This window comes from Collinsella aerofaciens (genome assembly GCF_018785265.1).
GTDB classification, from domain to species: domain Bacteria; phylum Actinomycetota; class Coriobacteriia; order Coriobacteriales; family Coriobacteriaceae; genus Collinsella; species Collinsella aerofaciens_AI.
Genome location: NZ_WQPK01000019.1, coordinates 38,721 through 61,131, shown reverse-complemented (window position 1 = coordinate 61,131; position 22,411 = coordinate 38,721). Strand labels below are relative to the sequence as shown.

The 22,411-nt window shown below is 61.1% G+C and carries 22 protein-coding genes; 4 read left to right on the top strand and 18 right to left on the bottom strand.

From position 1 onward, the window contains the following. The first annotated feature begins 505 nt into the window (after positions 1-505). Positions 506-1,588 (top strand): iron-containing alcohol dehydrogenase family protein, encoded by a 1,083-nt coding sequence (locus tag GPK42_RS03395; protein ID WP_215693515.1) that lies wholly within the window; start codon positions 506-508, stop codon positions 1,586-1,588. Positions 1,589-1,636: 48 nt separating this feature from the next. On the opposite strand, the gene GPK42_RS03390 is transcribed toward GPK42_RS03395, so the two are convergent. Together GPK42_RS03390 and ftsH are read right to left on the bottom strand one after the other, a co-directional pair. Next, a complete protein-coding gene (locus tag GPK42_RS03390; RefSeq protein ID WP_138112401.1) occupies positions 1,637-2,092 on the bottom strand; it encodes a 2-thiouracil desulfurase family protein in 456 nt (151 codons plus the stop codon). 81 nt (positions 2,093-2,173) lie between these two features. Next, on the bottom strand, positions 2,174-4,066 hold the full coding sequence (gene ftsH, locus GPK42_RS03385) for an ATP-dependent zinc metalloprotease FtsH (RefSeq protein ID WP_215693513.1): 1,893 nt from the start codon (positions 4,064-4,066) through the stop codon (positions 2,174-2,176). 122 nt (positions 4,067-4,188) lie between these two features. Between ftsH and GPK42_RS10025 the strand changes: the two genes are divergently transcribed. Together GPK42_RS10025 and GPK42_RS10020 are read left to right on the top strand one after the other, a co-directional pair. Continuing rightward, complete coding sequence (locus GPK42_RS10025) at positions 4,189-4,401, top strand: cob(I)yrinic acid a,c-diamide adenosyltransferase (RefSeq protein ID WP_338404321.1); 213 nt, start codon at positions 4,189-4,191, stop codon at positions 4,399-4,401. Positions 4,402-4,409: 8 nt separating this feature from the next. Next, positions 4,410-4,472: a cob(I)yrinic acid a,c-diamide adenosyltransferase gene (locus GPK42_RS10020; RefSeq protein WP_252200069.1), complete on the top strand. Its 63-nt coding sequence runs from the start codon at positions 4,410-4,412 to the stop codon at positions 4,470-4,472. Positions 4,473-4,601: 129 nt separating this feature from the next. On the opposite strand, the gene GPK42_RS03375 is transcribed toward GPK42_RS10020, so the two are convergent. The 4 genes from GPK42_RS03375 to thyA form a co-directional block, all read right to left on the bottom strand. Then, complete coding sequence (locus GPK42_RS03375) at positions 4,602-5,951, bottom strand: MATE family efflux transporter (RefSeq protein ID WP_338404318.1); 1,350 nt, start codon at positions 5,949-5,951, stop codon at positions 4,602-4,604. Between the two features lie 124 nt (positions 5,952-6,075). Next, positions 6,076-6,990 carry a TrmH family RNA methyltransferase gene (locus tag GPK42_RS03370; RefSeq protein ID WP_215693510.1) on the bottom strand — a complete coding sequence of 305 codons (915 nt, stop codon included), beginning with the start codon at positions 6,988-6,990 and terminating at the stop codon, positions 6,076-6,078. A 109-nt stretch (positions 6,991-7,099) separates the two neighbouring features. After that, positions 7,100-7,618, bottom strand: a complete 519-nt coding sequence (locus GPK42_RS03365; protein WP_215693508.1) for a dihydrofolate reductase — start codon at positions 7,616-7,618, stop codon at positions 7,100-7,102. 9 nt (positions 7,619-7,627) lie between these two features. Further along, positions 7,628-8,476: a thymidylate synthase gene (gene thyA, locus GPK42_RS03360; RefSeq protein ID WP_161145471.1), complete on the bottom strand. Its 849-nt coding sequence runs from the start codon at positions 8,474-8,476 to the stop codon at positions 7,628-7,630. 218 nt (positions 8,477-8,694) lie between these two features. Between thyA and GPK42_RS03355 the strand changes: the two genes are divergently transcribed. After that, positions 8,695-9,459 (top strand): DUF134 domain-containing protein, encoded by a 765-nt coding sequence (locus GPK42_RS03355; RefSeq protein WP_215693507.1) that lies wholly within the window; start codon positions 8,695-8,697, stop codon positions 9,457-9,459. A 116-nt stretch (positions 9,460-9,575) separates the two neighbouring features. Here GPK42_RS03355 and ffh read toward each other — a convergent pair whose 3' ends face one another. From ffh to recG, 12 genes are all read right to left on the bottom strand, one after another. Next, entirely contained in the window at positions 9,576-11,051 is a 1,476-nt protein-coding gene (gene ffh / locus GPK42_RS03350; protein ID WP_035138144.1) for a signal recognition particle protein, read from the bottom strand. Between the two features lie 10 nt (positions 11,052-11,061). Next, positions 11,062-11,979: a signal recognition particle-docking protein FtsY gene (gene ftsY / locus GPK42_RS03345; RefSeq protein ID WP_195544374.1), complete on the bottom strand. Its 918-nt coding sequence runs from the start codon at positions 11,977-11,979 to the stop codon at positions 11,062-11,064. Next, entirely contained in the window at positions 11,979-15,515 is a 3,537-nt protein-coding gene (smc, locus tag GPK42_RS03340; RefSeq protein WP_215693504.1) for a chromosome segregation protein SMC, read from the bottom strand. The genes ftsY and smc overlap by 1 nt, the downstream gene beginning before the upstream one ends. Positions 15,516-15,525: 10 nt before the next feature. Continuing rightward, positions 15,526-16,251 carry a ribonuclease III gene (gene rnc, locus GPK42_RS03335; protein ID WP_055286400.1) on the bottom strand — a complete coding sequence of 242 codons (726 nt, stop codon included), beginning with the start codon at positions 16,249-16,251 and terminating at the stop codon, positions 15,526-15,528. Positions 16,252-16,254: 3 nt separating this feature from the next. Continuing rightward, the gene (locus GPK42_RS03330; RefSeq protein ID WP_055286398.1) at positions 16,255-16,497 is read right to left on the bottom strand and encodes an acyl carrier protein; all 243 of its coding nucleotides are present in this window, start codon (positions 16,495-16,497) and stop codon (positions 16,255-16,257) included. 124 nt (positions 16,498-16,621) lie between these two features. Then, on the bottom strand, positions 16,622-17,641 hold the full coding sequence (plsX, locus tag GPK42_RS03325; protein WP_138374831.1) for a phosphate acyltransferase PlsX: 1,020 nt from the start codon (positions 17,639-17,641) through the stop codon (positions 16,622-16,624). A gap of 87 nt (positions 17,642-17,728) precedes the next feature. Further along, the gene (rpmF, locus tag GPK42_RS03320) at positions 17,729-17,908 is read right to left on the bottom strand and encodes a 50S ribosomal protein L32 (RefSeq protein ID WP_022094017.1); all 180 of its coding nucleotides are present in this window, start codon (positions 17,906-17,908) and stop codon (positions 17,729-17,731) included. A 64-nt stretch (positions 17,909-17,972) separates the two neighbouring features. Further along, positions 17,973-18,527: a YceD family protein gene (locus tag GPK42_RS03315; RefSeq protein ID WP_215693502.1), complete on the bottom strand. Its 555-nt coding sequence runs from the start codon at positions 18,525-18,527 to the stop codon at positions 17,973-17,975. After that, a complete protein-coding gene (locus GPK42_RS03310; RefSeq protein ID WP_022094019.1) occupies positions 18,527-19,024 on the bottom strand; it encodes an ATP synthase subunit B family protein in 498 nt (165 codons plus the stop codon). Before GPK42_RS03310 ends, GPK42_RS03315 begins: the two co-directional genes overlap by 1 nt. A gap of 68 nt (positions 19,025-19,092) precedes the next feature. Next, on the bottom strand, positions 19,093-19,590 hold the full coding sequence (gene coaD, locus GPK42_RS03305) for a pantetheine-phosphate adenylyltransferase (protein WP_118376690.1): 498 nt from the start codon (positions 19,588-19,590) through the stop codon (positions 19,093-19,095). After that, entirely contained in the window at positions 19,583-20,227 is a 645-nt protein-coding gene (gene rsmD, locus GPK42_RS03300) for a 16S rRNA (guanine(966)-N(2))-methyltransferase RsmD (RefSeq protein WP_215693500.1), read from the bottom strand. Before rsmD ends, coaD begins: the two co-directional genes overlap by 8 nt. Then, the gene (recG, locus tag GPK42_RS03295) at positions 20,224-22,401 is read right to left on the bottom strand and encodes an ATP-dependent DNA helicase RecG (RefSeq protein ID WP_215693498.1); all 2,178 of its coding nucleotides are present in this window, start codon (positions 22,399-22,401) and stop codon (positions 20,224-20,226) included. The genes rsmD and recG overlap by 4 nt, the downstream gene beginning before the upstream one ends. Between the last annotated feature and the right edge of the window lie 10 nt (positions 22,402-22,411).

The window sequence follows — 22,411 nt, the reverse complement described above, 5'->3', positions numbered from 1 at the left end:
GCTTGTACTCGTTTGCCACGGTACCCCTTTCATGTCGTGGGCGCGCACGCCCGTTGGGCACCAAAAAAGCGCCCGTCCCTACAAGCTGGGACGAAGCGCCACAAAACGGGCTATACGCCCGTAAAAGCTCTTCGTTTAACCACCCAGCTTAGATGCCCTCGCCCGCGTATTCGCGCGCTCGCATCCGTTACTCGGCTGGCCTGTATCGACGACCATCTCGGCGATATCTACTAAGACGTGCCTGCGCGGCACGTCCGTTGGGACCGCAGCTCCGGGGTGATTTTCATCGGTCGCATGCACGGGTTCTCAGCGCTCCCCGCTCTCTGTGGCATGCGGACGGCCGACTACTCGTCCCCATCAACGCTTATGCGGAGTATGCTAGCACGTTCCGCGCCGGCGAAAAACCCTCAACACTGGTTTCATACGTAAGAAATTTCTCGTGGTCGTTAGCCTTCTCTAGGAGCAAAATACCTGAAAGCACTTTAACTAACGAAAGAAGGCTGCCATGCGCACAATCGGAATGAGCGACTACACCGTCGGCGAGGATTGCTTTACCGAGCTGCCCGCCGCACTGGCGGAGTACGGCGCGAAGAAAGTCGCCATCATTGGTGGCAAGCGAGCCCTAGCTGCGGCGCTGCCGGGCATCGAGGCGGCGCTTGAAGGTACCGACGTCGAGATTCTGGAGACGCGCGTCTACGGCACCAACAGTACGCGCGCCAATATCGCCAAGGTCGTGAACTCCCCCGCTTGCCAGCAGGCAGACGTGCTTATCGCCTGTGGCGGCGGCAAGGCACTCGACACCGTCAAGACAGCGGCAATCGAGCTCAAGAAGATTGTCTTTACGGTGCCGACGATTTGCTCTAACTGTTCCGCCGCGACCGCCATTGCCGTCGTCTACAACGACGATGGATCGCTCGAGGGCTATTCGTACCCCAACCGACCGGCGCACATCTTCATCAATCCCAAGATCATCGCCGAGGCTCCGGCGGAGTACTTCTGGGCCGGCGTGGGCGACGCCCTGTCCAAGCAGCCCGAAGTCGAGTACGCCACGAGCGCCGGCGACCTGGAGCACACCGCCGGCCTTGGCCTGGCTCTTGCCCACACCTGTTCCGAGCCGCTGTTTACCTACGGTGTTCAGGGTCTTGAGGACGTTCGTCAGAATCTGTCGAGCGAGGCCGTCAAGCAGATCGCGCTCGACATCGTGGTCAACACGGGCTATGTCTCGAACCTGACCAACCAGAACGATTACTACTACAACTCGAGCGTGGCGCACGCGTTCTACAACGCCGCCTGCAGCATTCCGCGTGAGGGCACCTACCTGCACGGCGAAGTCGTAAGCCTGGGCGTGCTGGTGTTGTTCGCCTACACGGGCGACACCGAGAACCTTAAGCGCTATGCTGACTTCAACAAGCAGATGGGGCTGCCCGTAACGCTTGAGCAGGTCGGGCTTTCCGAGACCGATATCCCTGCCCTGTGCGAGCACGCGCACGCCACCAACGAGTGGAAGCAAGGCAACCCGGAGCCCTTCACCGACGAAAAATTCGCCGCCGCCATCAAGGCCGCCAACGCCTACGGCCACACGCTCTAGACCCAGGCCAAAACCACCACAAGGGAGCAGCACCTTTGTGGTGGTTTTTTATTGCTCCAGCATGCTGGGGTCGAACTCGCTAGCCGGGATCACGCGATAACCGTGGCGGAGCAGTAAATCAACGAAGACGCCGTTGCCCGCCGTAAGGGTGCCGCTGAATGTTCCGTCGTAGATGCGACCCGCGCCGCACGAGGGACTACGGTCCTGCAGGATGCACGCGGCGATCTCTTCCGGCCCGCCCGCCTGCTCGCACATATCGAGCGCTCGTTGGGCACCCAGGCGAAATTCGCGATCGACCGATATGCCCTCGCAGGTACGAACCTCTCCGTTCACAATCTCGGACGGCTTGCGCGGCGTGGGCAGGCCCCCAAAGACCTCAGGGCACACCAAGAGGACCTCGGTCCCTGTACGCTCGCAGGCCTCGACCAACTCGCGATGGTAGTTGTCGAGCCCGTTATACTTGCAGCTCTCGCCCATCAAGCAGGCGCTCACCACGATCTTCATTTCCATCCCTCTCAAGCAAAACGCCCCATTTGAGAAAGCTGCTCAAATGGGGCGTCGGCGTTTACTGGCTCGGCCGCGGCTTTACTGCTGCTTGGGCATCAGCGGATTCTCGCGCGTGAGGAGGTTCATGAACTCCTCGCCCGTGATGGTCTCCTTCTTATACAGATAACGAGCCAGCTCGTGGAGCTTAAACTTGTTCTCCTTCAGAATCTGCAAAGCGCGGTCGTGCGCATCCTCGATCAGCTTGGCGACAATCGCGTCCACGCGCTCGGCCGTACCGGGGGCGCAGGTGAGCGACGTGTCCTGATTGAGATACGCGTTCTGCACGGTACCGAGCGCCATCATGCCAAACTCGTCGGACATACCAAAGCGCGTCACCATATTACGGGCGAGCTTGGTGGCCTGCTCGATGTCGTTGGCGGCGCCGGTCGTCATCTCTCCAAAGATGAGCTCCTCGGCTGCGCGGCCACCGCAATAGACAGCGAGCTTGTCCAAGACCTCCTGGCGCGTCGTCAGGAAGCGCTCGTCCTCCTCGACCTGCATGGTATAACCAAGAGCACCGCTCGTGCGCGGCACGATGGTGATCTTCGTGACCGGCGCAGAGCCCTTCTGGCGAGCGGCAACGATGGCATGGCCGATCTCGTGATAAGAAACGACCTGCTTCTCGTGGTCGGACAGCACCGTGGACTTACGCTGTTGGCCGGCAATGACGACCTCCACCGACTCCTCGAAGTCGTCCTGGGTTGCACGCTTGCGACCCTCGCGAACGGCGCGCAGGGCGCCCTCGTTGATGATATTGGCCAGGTCGGCGCCCGAGGCACCGGGCGTGGCGCGGGCAATCGCGGTCAGGTCGATCGGCGGCTCGGTCTTCACGCTCTTGGCATGCAGCTCGAGGATGTTCTTGCGGCCGGTCAGATCGGGCAGCTCGACGGGGATGCGGCGGTCAAAACGACCGGGGCGCAGTAGAGCGGGATCGAGACTGTCGGGGCGGTTGGTTGCGGCAAGGACAACGATACCCTTATGGTTATCGAAGCCATCCATCTCGGTCAGCAACTGATTGAGCGTCTGCTCGCGCTCGTCGTTGCCGCTAAAGCCGCCGCCATCGCGCTTCTTACCGATGGTATCGATCTCATCGATAAAGACGATACACGGTGCCTTTTCCTTGGCCTGCTTAAACAGGTCACGAACCTTAGCAGCGCCGCGACCGACAAACATCTCAACGAACTCAGAGCCCGAAATGCTAAAGAACGGAACACCGGCCTCGCCGGCAACAGCCTTGGCAAGCAGGGTCTTACCGGTACCCGGAGGGCCAACAAGGAGAGCACCACGCGGCAGCTTGGCGCCGATCTCCTCGTAGCGCTGCGGCTTCTCCAGAAAGTCGACGACCTCCTTGAGAGACTCCTTGGCCTCTTCCTGGCCGGCGACATCCTTAAAGGTCACGCCCACGTCCTTGGAGGCGATCACGCGCGCGCCGGACTTACCCAGTCCGCCGCCGCCAAAACCGCCGCCGCCAAAGTTCATCGACGGGCCGTCATCGCCCATAGCCTTCTTCATGCGGCGGTTGAGCCACCAACCGATGAGGAAGAAAATCGCCATGGGAAGAATGAGTGTGAGCAGGTAGTAGGTCATCAAACCCGAGCTCTTATCGGGAACGACCGACTCCAGCGAAGCGCCAGACTCAAGCACGCGATCGGTAAAGCCCACATCGTTCGGCACACCGGTCGTCTTATAGGCGATGTTCTCGTCCTCGCCCTTCTTGGTGTAATAAATCGTATAGTCGTCGGTGTTGTACTCGACCTTGTCGACACTCTTCTTATCGAGGGCTTTGACAAACGTCGAGTAATCGGTCTTCGTAATCTGCTGCGTGTGACCGATGTTGGGGAACAGAACGGTCGAGAGCACGAGGTAGACGACGAAGGCGATGAGCACGTAGAGGATCATATTCCGTCTACGCTTGTTGTCATCCATCTCCATCTGCTTGAACTCCATCTACTGGGGTTGATAATGGTTTCTAGAATACCCAACCCGAGCGGTGATAAACCGACGCCGGGCACGAAAGGACAGAGATGGCATCACTGTAAGTCGGCAAGGTTCAAATCTATACGGGAGACGGCAAGGGCAAGACGAAGGCTGCGCTGGGGCTCGCGCTGCGCGCGACGGGCTATGGACTTAACGTTCTTAGGCTGCAGTCTGCCAAGAAACTTCACTGCGCCGAGCATGATGCGGCGCCCCGTTTGGGTCTGCGCACCGTACAAGCCGACCACGACACGCCCGAGGCCTGCTACCCCTCGCCGACCTTGCCGACCTAGTAACCGAAATGCGCCCCGTCAAACACTACTTCGATGAAGGTCTCCTAGCCCGCCAAGGCATCGAATACTAATTGATTCGTTTTCCGCCAACACCTACAGCTCATAAGGAAGTTGCGGTGGAATAGAACTTGTTTGACGGTCCGCAAGGGCTTTTCAGGAACTATTTCACCGCAACTTATCAGGGGAACCCGACGGATGAGCTAGGCGGTGGCGCGGCCAAGCCAGTTGCCGCTGTGGTGGTAGATGGTGAACATCGCGGCCGTAATGAGCCAGGTTACGGGGTAGACCAGCAGTAGATGCTCGAGCGACGGATCGAAGGGCATGATCGCAAACACCCAGATCACCCTCAAGATAACGGTGCCAAAGATGGTGAGCATCATAGGCTGCAGACTCACGCCGGCGCCGCGAATGGAGCCCGACGCGTTCTCGATAATCGAGAAGATCGCGTAGAACGGCGCGATGAAATGAAGAATCGTCGTGGTGTACGCCGAAATCGAAGCATCGTCGACAAACAAACGCGACAGAGGACCCGAGAACGCCAGGAGCACGGCAGACAGGCCACCAATGAGCATAAACGAAAGCACGAGCGACGTGTGATATCCCTTGCGCATGCGCTCGTAATTGCGCGCGCCAAAGTTCTGCGCCGAGAACGTGGTGATCGATACGCCGAGCGCCTCGGTCACCATCCAGATAATGCCATCCAGGCGCCCAGATAGACCCCAAGCAGTCGTGACATCGGCGCCAAACGAATTAACCGACACCTGGATCAGCACGTTCGAGATCGAATAGGCAGCCGATTGAAAACCGAGTGGCAGACCACACGAGATCATACTCTTGCAAATACCGCGATCGATGCCGAGCTTAGACAGCGAAAGACGCCATGCACCCGGAGCGCGCATCATGCGCAACACGATCATCGTTGCATTGGAGCAAATGGTCAGAGCCACTGCGATGCCGCAGCCCAGCGCCTCCATATGCAACACAGCGACAAAGATGATATCCAGCACCACGTTAACCAGGCAGCCAGAGGCAATGATCACGGCGGGGCCGCGCGTGTCGCCCACGGCACGCAGCAGTGCGGTTCCCATATTAAGCAGCAGTGCCGCAACCATCGCGGCGAAATAACAGCGAGCATAGGCCACGCCCTCGGCCAATAGTTCATGCGGCGTGTTCATAAGCACCAGCATGGGCTCAACGAACACTATGCCAAGAATCGAGAAAACGATACCACCCACCAGCGCGAGCGTCATGGCCGTATGGACCGAACGACTCAGTCGCTCATCATCGTGCTGGCCAAAATACTGACCGGTAATGACCGCGCAGCCGGCGCCGACGCCAACGCAAAAGCCAATGCAGAGCTCGGTGAGCACCATCGTGGCCTGGATGCCGCCCAATGCGAGCTTGCCGCCAAACTGGCCGACGATATAGGTACCGATAAGCGTGTAGGCCTGCTGAAAAAACGAGCTAAAGAAGATGGGAACGCACAGCGAAAGCAGCTGCTGCCAAATGACACCCTGCGTTACATCGATAGCCGTAGATTTCTTAGCCACACGCCCTCCCCGCCAGCGTACGTCAAACAACATAACGGCAATTTAAGACCAAAGCCAATACTAGCTTAGCACCGACTGGCGGCGACCGAAACACCCCGAATTAGAGCACGGTGCGGAAAACTGCCTAGTGATACAAACCTGGCTGGTAGTGATACTCATTACTCACGTGCGGGCACAGCTGCCAAAAGGCGACGGCGCTCGCCGCGGCCACGTTGAGCGAATCGACCCCGTGCGCCATCGGAATACGCACGGCTCGGTCGCAGCCCGCAATGGTCTTGGCGCCCAAGCCAGCACCCTCGGTGCCCATAAAGATTGCCAGGCGATCAATCTCCTGCAGCGCGGAATCGTCCAACGATACGGAATCGTCCGTCAACGCCATGGCGGCACACGAAAAGCCGGCATCGTGCAGCGCCGCCAGCCCATCATGCGGCCATACGCGCGCCTCGCTGCCAATGCGCGTCCAAGGCACCTGGAAAACCGTGCCCATGCTCACGCGGGCCGAGCGACGGTACAGCGGGTCACAGCAAGTGGGGCTCACCAAAATGCCATCGACGTTCAGCGCAGCCGCCGAGCGGAAAATCGCGCCAACATTGGTGTGGTCGACAATACCCTCAAGCACGCACACGCGCACCGGACGATCCCCCGCCGCCTCGACGACGCCGCCCAAGAACTCATCAACCGGAATCTGACGCGGGCGACGGAACGCCGCCAGCGCGCCGCGCGTCACGTTAAAGCCCGTCAACTGCTCCATGAGCTCCATGGAGGCCACGAACACGGGAACCGGACCCGCTCCCTCGCGCACGACAAGCTGGTCAAACAGCGGCATCATCTGGTCGAGCCAGCGCTCGCCCAAAAGAAAGCTCACCGGCTCATATCCGGCGCGAACCGCACGCTCGATGACCTTGGCACTCTCAGCGATAAAAATGCCCTTCTGCGGCTCCAGCACGCAGCGAAGCTCACGCTCGGTCAGTCGCACATAGGCATCGAGCCGCTCGTCCTCGAGCGAATCAATTCGCAGAACCTCAACGGCATCAGTCATAGCAGCCAGCCCGCACCCTTCTTTACAGCACATCTATACCAAACGAGGCGACGCTAAGCGCCGCCCCATGCATTCAATCAACCCGATGATACCGTTCACGCCAGACGATTTACGCCTCAACGCGATGATACGTCACGAACTCATAATCGAGACCCTCGTCACCCTCGCCCGCGGCAATCGTGGCAACACCGCCACGCCTCACAATCTCCCACGCGGGATCGACATCCAAGTCGGGAAAGTACGTGTCCACGGCATGGGTGCAATGGTTGTGCGTGACCTCGGCCTCGGCGCAATATGGCAAGAACTGCCGATACACCTCACCGCCGCCAATCACCCACGCGACGGGCTCATCGGCCACAGCCGCTAGAGCCTCGTCCACGCTGTGTACCACGTCAACGCCCTTGGGCGCAAAGCTATCGTCGCGCGTAAGCACGATATTGCGGCGGTTCTTGAGAGGACGCCCGCCGGGAAAACTCAGCAGCGTCTTGCGTCCCATGATAACCGGGCAGCCCTTGGTGCAGGCCACAAAATGGCGCATATCGGCGCGATTGGACACCACCATATCGCCCTCGCAGCCAATACCCCAATCGTCACACACGGCGACGATAGCAGATAGCTTACACGTCATGAGCACCACCTACACCGCAATGGGAATGTTCTTGACCTGCGGGCCGTGCTCATAGCCCTCGACGATCAGGTCATCGGTCGTAAACGCATAGAAGTCATGCACATCGGGGTTGAGCGTTACCTTGGGTGCCGCAAACTGCGGACGCTCGATAAGCTCGCGGACGATATCGACATGACGATCATAGATATGGGCGTCGGCGATCACGTGCAGCAGCTCACCGGGAATCATATCGACCGACTGCGCGACCATCATCAGCAAAATGGCGTACTGGCACACGTTCCAGTTGTTCGCGGCCAAAATGTCCTGGCTGCGCTGGTTGAGAATCATGTTGAGCGTCGGCTTGTCGTCCTGAGGACGCTGCGTCACGTTATAGGTCACGCTATAGGCGCACGGATAAAGGTGCATCTCAGACAGATCGCTAAACACGTACGTATTGGTCATAATGCGGCGACTATACGGCGTGTGCTTAAGGTCGTACAGCACACGGTCCATCTGGTCGAAGTCGCCCTCGACGTAATGGCTCTTCTGACCAATCTGATAGCCGTAGGCTTTACCGATGGAACCGGTCTCATCGGCCCACTCATCCCAAATATGGCTGTTGAGATCATGCACGTTATTGGACTTCTTTTGATAGATCCACAGAATCTCGTCCATGGCAGACTTAAGCGCCGTACGGCGCAGGGTGAGCGCGGGGAACTCCTCGCGCAGATCATAGCGCGCCGTGACACCAAAGTTTTTAATGGTATAGGCAGGGGTGCCGTCCTCCCACACCGGGCGGACCTTTTGGCCCTCGGTGGTGGTGCCATGGTCCAAGATATCGCGGCACATGGTTACAAACTGTTGATCAGCTTTGCTCATTGACCCTCCTGTCAGTCGCCTACAAGCGAGATTTATTGTAGCCCAGGCGCGCGAGTGTCGAATTGGACACTTAGTCCGGCACACGCAATGCACGGCAGCGCGGCTCCGCATGCGGCAACGAGGCATCTTAGCCTTTTTCTGACATATGACAGAAATGCCTTGCGCCCAACGACTAACGCGTTATCCTATTGTTGACATATGTCAGATAAGGAGTGTGCATGGCAGGAAGACGCGAAAAACTGCGCCGCGTTGGGATCATCCCCGAATATCGCGGCTTTACCCCCGATGGCCTTGCCAGCGGTGATGCCATCGACATGACCGTCGACGAGCTTGAGGTGCTGCGCCTGTGCGACCTGGAAGGTCTCAACCAAGAGGCGGTCGCCCAGCAGATGGGCATCGCCCGCGCAACGGTGGCGGCCATTTGCAGCCGCGCGCATCGCAAGGTGGCCGAAGCGCTGGTCAACGGACGAGCGCTCGTCATCGCGGGCGGCAATATCGCGTACTCCCCCATCGCCACGACGACGGCCGCATGGCCAGCAAAGGAGGTCGGCACCATGAGGGTGGCAACGACGTACGACAACGGCAACATCTTTATGCACTTTGGCCGCAGCGAGCAGTTCAAGATCTACGACATCCAGGATGGCAAGGTGCTCAACGAGCAGGTCGTAGGCACCGGTGGCACCGGCCACGGCGCCTTGGCGGGCCTGCTTGCCAACGGTGGCGTTGACACGCTCATTTGCGGCGGTATCGGCGGCGGCGCTATCAACGCGCTTGCCCAAGCCGGCATCACGGTCTATGCGGGCGCCCAAGGCAGCTGCGATGCCTGCGTCGAGGCCCTCATTGCCGGCACGCTCGCACAGAACGGCGAGGCCACCTGCGACTGCCATGGACATGATCACGAGCACATCCACGAGCATGGCGAGTCCTGCGGCTGCCACGGTCACCACGACCATGACGGGCACGAAGGCTGCGGCTGCCACTAGCGGCAAGCACCTCGTCGAGAACGCGCTTCCACGCGTGCGACAACCAGCGAACAAACGGCGAAGGCCGCCTGGAATACCATCCAGGCGGCCTTCGCCATACACGACTCAACTAGTCGTTACTTCTTGTTGCGCATCTGCGCTTCCATCTGGCGCAGCAGGTCCATATCGGACTTGGGGCCGCCCGTTCCCAGGCCGCCCATGCCGCCCAGCCCCATGGCATCCAGACCGGGAATATTGGGCATGCGCATCTTTTTGCCCTTCTTACCCTTCTTGCCCTTCTTGCCGCCGGCCTGCGCCTGATTGGCCATCGTGCGCATGCGGCCCATCATCTTATTCATCTCGCCCCACTGCTTCATAAGGCTATTGACCTCGGTGGGGGTCACGCCGGCGCCCTTGGCAATGCGGGCACGGCGCTGGCCGTTGATGATGGAGGGGCGAAGGCGCTCCTCCTTGGTCATCGACATGATGATGGCCTCGTTCTTATCGAAGATACCTTCGTCCAGGTTACCACCCATCTGGTTAAGCGCACGCTGGCCACCGGGGAGCATGCCCAGAATGCCCTTCATGCCGCCCATCTTCTTGACGGCCTTCATCTGGTCGAGCATGTCGTTCATGGTAAAGCCCTCGCGCAGCATGCGCTCGGCGGCCTCGAGCTGCTCGGCGTCGGCCGCCTCCTGGGCCTTCTCGATAATGCCGACAACGTCGCCCATACCCAGAATGCGCTTGGCCATACGATCGGGGTAGAACGGCTCCAGCGAATCGGGCTTCTCGCCCATGCTCACAAACTTGATGGGCTTGCCGGTCACCTGGCGCACGGAAAGCGCGCCGCCGCCACGGGCGTCGCCGTCGAGCTTAGAGATGATCACGCCGTCAAAGTCGGTGCGCTCGGCGAAGGTCGAGACGACGTTGACGATATCCTGACCGGTCATGGCATCGACGACCATCAGCACCTGATCGGGCTTGACGGCCTTCTTGATGTCCACGGCCTCCTGCATCATCTGCTCATCGATCTGAAGACGTCCGGCGGTATCGACGATGACCACATCGCGCAGGTGGTCGACGGCCTCCTGAATGGCTCCCTTGGCGATGTCGACCGGGTGCGCACCGTCGCCTCGGAAGACCGGGACACCGATCTCTCCGCCGAGCGTGGCCAGCTGGTCGGCAGCGGCGGGACGGTAGACGTCGCAAGCGGCGAGCAGCGGCGAGCGGCCCTGCTTCTTGAGCAGGTAGGCAAGCTTTACGGCCGCCGTGGTCTTACCAGAGCCCTGCAGGCCCACGAGCATGATGACGTTGGGGATGCGGTTGCTAAAGACGAGCTTGCTCTCGGTGGAGCCGAGCATCTCGGTGAGCTCGTCGAGCACGATCTTGACGACGTTTTGCGCCGGCGACAGCGACTCCATGACCTCGGCGGTCATGCAGCGCTCCTTGGTCTTGGCGACAAACTCCTTGACGACCTTAAAGTTAACGTCGGCCTCGAGCAGCGCCATGCGAATATCGCGCATGGCCGAAGTAATATCGGCCTCGGTAAGCTTGCCCTTGCCGCGCAGGCGGTCAAATGTGTCGTTGAGGCGATCGCTCAGGGAATCAAACACTAGTCACTCCTTAATTGGACTCGCCCACCAGGGCGCGGCAGAAATCTTTGGCATTGAACTCCTGCAGGTCATCGACCTGCTCGCCCACGCCCACGCGCAGGATCGGGAGCTTGAGTTTCTCGGCCACGGCCATGGCGATACCGCCCTTAGCCGTGCCGTCGAGCTTAGTCATGATAATACCGTCCAGGCCCAGCGCCTCGTTAAACTCGAGCGCCTGGTTCAGACCGTTTTGGCCCGTCGCGGCGTCGATCACAAGCACGACCGAAACCGGCATGGGACCGGCGGCCATATTGGCGGCGCGCTTACGGGTCACATTGACCACCTTGGCAAGCTCGCGCATGAGCTCAGGGCTCGTGTGCAGACGGCCGGCGGTATCGATGAGCACCAGGTCGCTGCCGCGCTTATCGGCCTCGTCGAGCACGTCATAGCACACGCTCGCCGGATCGGAGCCGCGGTCACGCTTGATAACCGGTACGCCGGCACGCTGCCCCCACACATCGAGCTGCTCGATGGCGGCGGCGCGGAAGGTGTCGGCCGAACCGATCACCACGTTCTTGCCGCGGGCAGCCATGGCGCTCGCGATCTTACCGACCGTCGTGGTCTTGCCGGCACCGTTAATGCCCACAAACAGCACGCAACTCGGCGTATCGGAGAACGGATCTCGCTCGATGGGCACAAAGTGCTGCTCAAGCTGCTCGGCCAGGGCACGGCGAAGCTGCGGAGCGGTCTTGAGGTTCTTCTTGGCCGCGGCATCGCGCAGGTCATCGGAGACCTTGATAGCGACCTCGGCGCCCATGTCACCCATGACGAGGGTGTCCTCCAGGTCCTCCCAAAAATCCTCGTCGACCTCGCCGCCAAAGTAGAAGACCTCGTTGAGGGCCTCGCGGCTGCGCTCAAGTCCGCGCGAGAGAGCATCGAAGAATCCCATTATGCATTCACGACCTTTCCGGTTTCGCGATCGAGTTTTTGCGAGACGACGCGACTGACGCCGTCGGCTTGCATCGAGACGCCGTAGAGGACGTCAGCGTCCTCCATAGTACGGCGTTGATGCGAGATAACCAAGAGCTGCGTATCGGAACGCAACACGTCGAGTGCGCCGATGAGCTTGGACAGGTTGGCGTCATCGAGTGCCGCCTCGACCTCGTCCAGCACATAGAACGGCACCGTGCGCGTGCGGTACACAGCAAAGAGCAGGGCGAGCGCCGTCAGGCTCTTCTCGCCGCCCGACATGAGCATCATCTTGGTGATGCGCTTGCCGCGCGGCTGCGCCACGACCTCGATACCCGTCTCGGCAGGATGCTCGGGATCGGTCATCTCCAGATGAGCCTGGCCGCCCGGGAAGAGCATAGCGAAGATCTCGCGGAAGTTCGCGTCGACCTTCTCAAACGTCACCAGGAACGCCTTGCGCATCTTGCGATCAATGGCCACCGTGATCTTGGTGAGCGCCTTGCGCGCGCTCTCCAGATCGGCCAGCTGCTCCTCGATGTAGTCGGCGCGGCGCTTGAGCTGCTCGTACTCCTCCATGGCAACTTGGTTAACGGGACCAAGGTTGTTGATCTGGCGCACAAGCTGGTTGAGCTCGCGCTCGGCGGCGTCGCGGTCGGTGGGCGCGGGAAGCATGAGCGCTTCCTCGAGTACCGTGGTGCCATCGGCGGTGATGGCCTTGATGGCCGCCTCCACCTGCACCTCGAGCTTGCCGCGTGCGACCTTGAACTCGTTTTGCGTGGCAGAGGCGGTATCGACTCGCTCCTTAGCGCGGGCAACCTCTGCCTTGGCATCCTCGATGGTCTTCTTGAGCGAAGCGGAGTCCGCCTCCTCCAGAGAGGCCTGGTCACGCAGGCGCGCTGCCCAATCCGACGCGCGTTCCAACAGGGCAGAATAGCGTTCGTGCATGGGATCGACGCGCAGGCGCAGCAGCTCGAGCGAGCGCGACGCCTGGCGTGTTCCGCGGATACGACGGTCGATGCCCTCAAGACGATGCTCCAGGTCGGGCACGCGGCCCTTCAGCGAACGCAGGCGTTCACTCGTCTGGGCTAGGCGAACCTTGGCGTCGGCGAGCTTGCCGGCAGCCTCGGAATCGTCACGGCGAACGCGGTCGAGTTCGTCGTTGGCCTCGGCAATCTGCAAGCCCAGATCGCTTGCCTGCGCACGGGCCTCGTCACGCGAACGGGTGAGCTCGTCCACGCGCGGGCGCGCGGCGCGAACGGCCTCGGCAGCCTGCTCACGGCGCTTGGAGATACGCACGCGCTCGACCTCGGCATTGTTGGCGCTTTGCTCCAGACGGCCGATCTCGGACAACAGGGAGCGGCGCTCGCCCTCAAGGCGGGCAATCTCACCGGCGGCATCGCCCTCAGCGGCACGCGCTTCCTCAACGGCCGCATTGGCCTCGACGACCTGATCCGACACATGCTCAAACACAGCGGCCAAATCGGGCTCAAGCCCCTCCAGCTCGCGAATGCGACGCTTACGCTCCAGAGCACCCGACGCCTCGCCGGCATCGAGGCCCACACGCACCAGGCCGCCGCAGGCGACGCGGGCGCCATCGGGGGTCACGTAAGTCACGCCGTCAACGACCGGCGCCGAAAGCGCGGCAGAAAGATCGTCCACTACGTAATAGCCGCCGAGCAGCGCCTCGACGACGGGTCCGTAGCCTGCGCGCACGGACAGACGATCAACCAGGCGGGTACCGGCAGCGCCCTCAGCGGCGGTAGAGCCGCTCACGCCGCGCGCCACCAGCAGTGCCTCGCCCGAGGCCTTCTTTTGGTCCAGAGCCGCACGACCGGCACGCTCAAGCGTGGCGGCGTCATCAAACAGCAGCGCATCGATATCGCCGGCGAGCAATTGCTCAACCAGGCCCTCAAGCTCGCGCGGGGCTTCGAGCACGTCACCCAGGCGGCCCGAAACATCATCGCCCAGCGCACCCACCAGACGGCTCACGAGCGGCGAGCTGTCGGCCATGCGGGCATCGAGTTTCTTTTGGCTGGCAAGCTCCGAGCGCACCTCGGACAGCTTGTTGCGCGCCTCACTCTCACGATTACGCAAGTCCTTCAGGGCTACACGGGCGACCTCGGTGGCCTCACGCGCATCGGCCTGGGCCTGGCGCGCTTCCTCAAGAGCGCCCTCAAGCTCCTCGGCGCGGTCGCGACGGCTCTCGAGCGAGGCCGTGACCTCCTCGAGCTGTTCATCGATCTGCTCCAGGCGCGAGGCATACATGTTGTCCTCGACCTCGGCATTGCTCAAGGAATCCTTCACCTTGGCGAGCTCGAGCGCGGCGTTATCGGCTACGCGCTGCACATCGCGTTGTTCGCGCGTAAGCTTCGAAATCTGATTGTCGAGCGCCACGCGCCGCTCGTGGAGCTCGGCGGCGGCAGGACCAGCGGCGTCAACGTCCTCCTGGGCCTGCATATGCGCACCGGTCACTTCCTCAAGCTGCGCACGCGCGTCCTCAAGCTCCTCGACCACGCGACGACGCTGATGCTCGGAGCTCGAAATCTGACCGCGCATGTCAGACAGGCGCGACACCATGTTGTGGCCCTTTTCTTCGAGCAGGCGCATGTCGGAGTTAATGCGGCCGACCACATCTTGCATATGGCGGCGTTGCTCGCCCAGGTCGCCCACAAACAGGCCCTTTTCCTCGAGCATGACCTGGAGCTTCTCGAGCTCGCGCTCCTTTTCGCCCAAGCGGTACTGCGCAAGCTCAAGCTCGGCCGCGCCCTCCTTGGAGCGGCTCTCCAGGTCGTTCCACTGCGACTGCAGCGAACGCAGCTCATCGACGGCCAGCATCTGCGTAAGCTCGTTCGCGCGCGAGGACAACTCTTTGTACTTGCGCGCACGATCGACCTGACGCTCCAGCGGTCGCAGCTGACGGGCGATTTCCTTATTGATGTCGCGGGCACGCGTCAGGTGCTCGTCCATCGACTTAATCTTTTTGAGCGCACGCTCCTTGCGGCGCTTGTGCTTGGAGATGCCGGCGGCCTCCTCGATGAGGGCGCGGCGCTCCTCGGGGCGGCTCTGCAAAATGGCGTCGAGCTTGCCCTGGCTGATGATGGAATGCGTATCCTTGCCCAGGCCCGAATCGTGCAGGATGTCCTGAATGTCCATCAGGCGGCACGGACTCGAGTTGATGAGGTACTCGCTTTCGCCCGAGCGATACATGCGACGGGTGATGGCGACCTCGTCAAAGTCGACGGGCAACATATGGTCCGAGTTATCGAGCACCAGCGTGACCTCGGCGACACCCACCGGCTTGCGCGCCGACGAGCCCGAGAAGATGACATCCTCCATGGCCTGGCCGCGCAGCTGCTTGGCGCTCTGCTCGCCCAGGACCCACAGAATCGAGTCAGAGATGTTCGATTTTCCCGAGCCGTTTGGACCGACGATGACGGTCAGGCCCGGCTCAAACGTCATATGGGCGCGGTCGGCAAACGACTTGAACCCCTTGAGCGTAAGGGACTTGAGATACACGGTTCCTCGCTTACACGTGCTTCTTGTTCAGAATCACGCCGTTGGTGGTGTAACCCATGCGGTCGAGCGCTTCAAGCGCGGCAGCTCCCTCGGCTTCCTTCTTTGAGGAGCCGGAGCCGCGACCCTGGCGAATACCATCGATCAAAACCACAGCGGTAAAGGTGGGCGCATGCGCCGGGCCCTCGGAGCCAACGAGCTTGTACGCCGGGGGCTCGTGACCGTCGGCTTGCACGCACTCCTGCAAAAACGACTTGGGGTTCGCAGGATGCTCGGCACGCTCGGAAGCCAAATGCGGCTTAAGCGTACGGTGAATGAACTCCGCCGCAACGTCCCAGCCGGCATCCAGGTACAGCGCGCCCACGAGCGACTCATAGACGTTCTCGAGGGCCGAATGCAGGCCGCGCGCACCGGTACCGGTCTCGGAGGCACCAAAGATAATGATGTCGTCGATGCCCAACTCGTGAGAAACCTCGGATAGCGTGGCGCCCGAGACGAGCGACACCTTCAAGCGAGTGAGCTTGCCCTCGTCAAACTCGGGATAGGACTCAAACAGGGAGCGTGCGACCACAGCGCCCAAAATGGAATCGCCCAAGAACTCAAGGCGCTCATAGCTGGCAGAAACCGGCTGGCCCTCGACTGCCGAGGGATGCGTAAGGGCCGCGCGCAGCAGCACCTTATTGTTGAACTCGTGGCCCAGGATTTCCTGGGCGCGCGTAAGTCGTTCGGATAAAGCCAAGACTTAGGCCTCCTTGGCAGCTTCGATAGCGTCGACGGCGTCGGCGACAGAGTTGAGCGAGAGCAGGGTCTCGTCATCGATCTCGAGGTTGAACTCGTCCTCGATAGCCGTAACCAGCTGCAGGCGCTCGAGCGAGTTGGCATCGAGGTCGTCAAAGGTGGTCTCCTCGCTAATTTCGGCAACATCGACGCCCAGAACGTCAGCAGCGACCTCGGCGATCTTGTCGAAGATTTCGGAGCGGTCCATAGCGCTTCCTCTCATAGTACATGAATACCAAAAGAATGGTACCGCCCGGGCGGTACCAAGACACGGTTCTGATTCTACCCCACGACGTGCGCCGCGAAGCACATAACAGCGCTCTAACTCGCTCTTACAAAACGATACTGTCCATAGAGTTGGCGACATTCTCGACCAGCCCGGCGCGCACGGCTTCGGCCGCCGCGAGCGTACCGTTTTTGACAGCCTCGACCGAGGTGGCGCCATGGCCGATCAGGACCACACCGCGCAGGCCCAGAAGAATCGCGCCGCCCTTGGCGTCGCCAGAGAGCTTGGCCTTAATCTCGCGCATCTGCTTTTTGATGAGCAGCGCGGCGATCTTGGTGCCGAGCGAGGCCATAAAGGCGCCCTTGAGCTCCTGCAGCAAAAACTTGGCAGCGCCCTCGGTAGCTTTGAGAGCGATATTACCCGACATGCCATCGGCAACGACGACATCGAAGTTACCTGAGGTGAGGTCGGTGCCCTCGCAGTTACCAACAAAGCCGGGAACGGCGGCCTTCATAGCAGGGAAACAGGCCTTGGTAAAGTTGGAGCCCTTCTCATCCTCGGTGCCATTGGCAAGCAGGCCCACGCGAGGATGCTCGATGCCCAGGACGACGCGGGCATAGGCGCTACCCATCTGGGCAAAACGCACCATGTCATCGACCTCCACATCGGGGTTGGCACCCATGTCGCACAGCACCGTCAGACCGCCGGCGCGATTGGGCAGCGCATTGGTCAGACAGGGGCGCACCGGCTGCTTCTTGCCTTCGGCCTGATACCTAAACGGCGTCACATAGGCGGTGGCGGCGGCGGTCATGGCACCGGTGGAGCCGGCGGAGAAGAACGCATCCGCGTTGCCCTTCTTAATGGCGCGGCAAGAAAGCACGATCGACGACTTACGCTTGGTCATCACGGCGCGAATGGGATCGTCATCCATGGCGATAACGTCAGGCGCCTCAAGGGCCTCAACACGTGCATGGGAAGCTGCAAAGGGATTGACGATTTCGGCGGGACCAGCTGCCAAGACCTCGATATCGGGATCGGCGGCAAGCGCAGCTTCGATACCATCGAGAACAACCTGAGGTTTCTCGTCTCCGCCCACAACGTCTACACAAACGCGAACGTTACTCATATACATGCTCCTTATACAAAAATGGCCGACTCATTGAGCCGGCCATTGTGGTTCCATTTGGAACGGCATCGCATCCAGAGTATACCGTTACTCGGTAACGATAACCTCGCGGTCCTTGTAGAAACCGCAGCTGGGGCACACGTGGTGCGGAAGCTTAACAGCGCCGCAACGGGGGCACGTGGACTGAGCCGCAGCCGAGATCTTCATGTTGGCGGAACGACGGGTGTGAGTGCGGATACGACCCTGCTTTTGTTTAGGTACGGGCATAGTGACCTTCCTTATGAACTATCCAGTGTGGCGATTACGCGCAAGTAGCGATACTACCACAGTTTTACTCATCAAGCTTGAGATTCTTCAATGCTGCAAATGGATTTTCCGTGGCAGCGGCCCATTCTGCCTCTGCCTGGGCGGCGCAATCGCATTGCTCGACGTTGAGATTGCAACCGCAAGTGGGGCAAAGGCCGCGGCAATCGGGCTTGCACAGGACAACGAACGGCGTGTCCATGACGACCGCGTCGTTGATGGGCTCTCCCAGATCGACGATGCGATCCTCGCCCAGGAGCTCGTAGCCGTCCTCGTAGGCCTCGGGATCCTCGGGCTCCTCAAAGAGGTAGAACTCCTCGATCTCGCCTGCGATGTCAAACGAGGCGGGCTCCAGGCAGCGGTCGCACTCGCCGGTGGCGTGGGCGCGGACCATGCCCGAGAGCAGAACGCCGGTACCGGCGTTGGTAAAGACCACATCGTAGGCAATACCGTCCTGCAGCCGGTACTCCTTCTCGCCCACCGTGTAGGTGGCGACATCGACCTTGCCGGTCAGCGGATAAGAGTCTCCGGGAAACTCGAGCTGCTCGGAAAGATCGACGGTTACGCTCGGGAACTCAGCCATTACCACTGACCGTTCTGCTGTGCGGCACCCTCGTTGAGCTGCTGACGGCAACGGGTGACGGTGCCGGTCAGGCTCTTGAGGTTCTCCTCGAGGTGCGTAAAGACCTGCTCGGCGTAATCCTCGGCGGCATAGCGCGTCTCGCGCTCGTACTGCTGGGCACGGTCGCGGATGTCGTCGGCCTGTTGCTGCGCCAAGCGGACAATCTCCTGCTCACCGGCAATGGTGAGCGCCTGCTGCTGAGCATCGGCAATGATGGAATCGGCCTGAGCGGCAGCGGAAGCCATAAGCTCCTCGCGCTCTTTGAGGATACGGCGGGACTTCTGCCACTCCTCGGGATAGCTCATGCGGATCTCATCGAGGATGTTAAAGAAGACGTCAGCGTCGATAACCTTCATCTGGGCGTTCTTGCCGAACGGCGTCTTAGCCTCTTCGATGAGCCCCTCGAGCTCGTCGACAAGACTCACGATCCTGTCGCCAGGAAAATTCTCGCCCGGCATCCGGTCTCCTTTCATAGGTAACATATCATCGTGTAAGTTTACCACATGCCACCAGGCATTAAAAAACGTCACGAAAAGCGATGTTTGAGCGCTTCGACCACGTTGGGCGGCACAAACGTCGACACGTCGCTGCCAAGCGACGCGATTTGGCGCACCACCGAGCTCGAGATATAGCCGTACTGCGGAGCACTCATGACAAAGATGGACTCCAGCTCGTTATCCAGGCGGTAGTTGAGGTCGGCCTGCTGCAGTTCGTACTCAAAGTCGGTCATGGCGCGCAGACCCTTAACAACGGCACCTGCCCCCTGTTCACGTGCAAAGTCGACCAGCAGACCAGTGAAAGGCAGTACCTCGATGCCGTCCAAATCGCCGAGGGCCTCGCGGGCCAGCGCCACGCGCTCGTCGAGCATAAAGGTGGTACCCACGCCGTTTTTACCCTGTGATTCGGCCACGGCGACGATCACGCTGGGAAAGATGCGGCGGGCACGGCGAATCACGTCGATATGACCAAAGGTGATGGGATCGAAGGTGCCCGGGACGATTACGCGGTTGATGGTGTCATTCATGGGTGTCCTCCGATGGCACATCCTCGTCATTTTCGTTCTCGTCACCATGGTCGTTCTCGTCCCCGGCCACCCAGCACAGCAAGTCAACCGAGGTAATGCCGTAGCGCTTCTCCCGCACGGTCTCAAAACCAGCTGGATGAGCGCCCGCATCGGATGCGGCATGCTCAAAGAGCGCGTAGGCCCCCGGAGCCAGCAGTCCTTGCTGGGAAAGATTTTGCAGCAACTCCTCGACCGGCTCGGCGCCAAAGGCATAGGGCGGGTCGAGCAGGACCAAGTCAAAAGGACCGCCCGGCACACGGCCGCGCGAGGCACTTGTCAGCACATCGCCGGTAACGATGCGCCAGCGCGAGCGGTCGCGGCACAGCGACTCGATATTCTTGGTGATCAGACGGGCGGCGTTGCGATCGATCTCGAACGTGGTGAGCGAGCGGGCGCCACGCGAGAGCATCTCGATTCCCAAGGCACCGGAGCCGCCAAAGGCATCCAGCACGCGGACCTCGTCCAAATCGAAATCGAACGCCGACATGACCATGGATGCACATGCCTCGCGCACGCGATCGGTCGTGGGACGGGTGACATCGCGCCCACGCGGCTCTTCGATCTTGCGGCCGCGCCATTCACCGCCGATGATTCTCATCCTCCGCTGACCTCCTTAAAGATATGTCGATAACGCGTGGCGACTGCATCGCGCAAGGGACGCGTCGCCACGGAGTCAAGGTTGCAAGCATACCGCAAGAGCTCGACCGCGTCCAAATGGGCCCATTCGATAAGATCCTCGTCGGCGTCCAGGTCCACAAAGCGCAGGGTCACGCCGCCGTGCTGGCGATAACCCAGGATCTCGCCCTCGTGGCGCAGGCGCAGGTCCATCTGGGCGAGCGTAAAGCCGTCCGAGGTCTTTTCGAGCGACTGGAGACGTTCTTGTGCCGCCGATGCGCCGCCGTTGCCCTTGGAGTGCGTCATGACCAGGCACGTGCCCGACACGCCGCCACGGCCCACGCGGCCGCGCAGCTGGTGCAGGGCAGCCAAACCAAAGCGCTCGCCGTTTTCGATGACCATGACGGTGGCGTTAGGCACGTCGACGCCCACCTCGACCACCGTAGTCGAGACGAGCACGTCAATCTCGCCACGCTTAAAGGCATCGATAACCTGGTCCTTCTCCCCCGCTGGCATACGGCCGTGAAGGCGCTCGATGGCAAGACCCGGCAACGCCAGACGCAGGCGATCGAGCTCGGTCGCCGTATCGTGCAGCGGCACGGGGACGGTCACGCGGCCCTCATCGTCGCGGGCAATACCGGGCACGTCTTCCAGCTCATCGGCCGAGTCACTCGGCTCCACGAGCGGGCAAATCACGTAGGCCTGCTGACCCTTTTCATGCGCCTCGCGGATGGCTCCATAGGCGAGGTCACGGCTCGACTCGGTGAGTACGCGTGTCGTCACGCCAGCGCCAGGGACGGGCCGATGGCGGATGATGCTCGTGTCAAGATCGCCGTAAACCGAAAGCGCCAGCGTACGCGGGATGGGCGTTGCCGTCATAACGAGCAGATCGGCACCGGGGCCCTTCGCGCGTAGGGCGTTGCGTTGGCCGACGCCAAACCGGTGCTGCTCGTCGATGACGACAAGCGACAGATGCTTGAACGCAACGTTATCCGAAAGCACCGCATGGGTGCCAAAGAGCACGTCAAGCTCACCCGATTCCAGCTGGGCATGGATGCGTTCGCGCTCTGCGGCCGGCGTGGCACCCGTCAGGAGCGCCCAGGACATGCCAGCCTGCGAGAGCAAGGGGCCGGTCTTATCGGCATATTGGCGCGCCAGCACGCCCGTAGGCGCCATAACGCAGGACTGGGTACCCGAATCGGCCGCGACGGCCAGCGCGCAGGCGGCGACAGCCGTCTTGCCGGTACCGACGTCGCCCAGCAGCAGACGGTTCATCACGCGCCCGCCATCGCACATGTCGTGCAGGATGTCTTGGAACGCGGCCTCCTGCTCGTCGCTCAGCAAAAACGGCAGGGCCTCTTTGAGCGCCGCCAGGTGTTCGCCCGCGGCGTGGGCGTAGGGAGCGACTTCGACCAAGCCGCCGTCGTTGCGCAAGCGCAGCGCCAGCTGCAGGTAGAGGCACTCCTCATAGGCAAGGCGGCGGCGCGCGATATCGCGCTCGGCCATACTCGAGGGAAAGTGAATTGAGCGCAGTGCACGGGCATTGCTCATCAGGCGGCGCTTGACACGTAAACGTGCGGGAATCGGATCGAAGGGATTGCCGACAGCCTCGAGCGCGCCGCTAACGATGCGGCGCATCCACGCCTGGCTCACGCCATCGCTCACGTAATGGACCGGCAGAATGGTGCCCGCGGCACGCCCGTCCTCGAGCTTTTCAAAGTGCGGCGAGACCATCTGCTTAAAGCCGTAGGCAAACTCGACCTTACCCATCACGGCCAGGCGGTCGCCCTGCTTAAACTGCTGGGCAATCCAGGGCTGACGGAAAAAGGCGACTTGCAGCACGCCCGTCTCGTCCACCAGCGAGACCTCGGTCACCTGCATACGCGGGCGGGGCTGCTTTTGGACGATACGATCGACCGTAGCGACAATCGTGCACACGGTACCAATGGGCGCCATCTCAATGGACCAGGAGCGCGTAAAGTCGAGATATCGATGAGGGATATGGAGAAGGAGGTCCCCCACCGTCCGAATTCCCAGACGGCGAAGGGCCTCCTCACGTTTACCCGAAACATATTTGAGTCGCGCGATATCCTCGTCGAGCGCATTGCTCTGGGCAAAGCGCACCGAGACGCGCGGCACGGAGCACAGCTCGGACATGGGCAGTTGC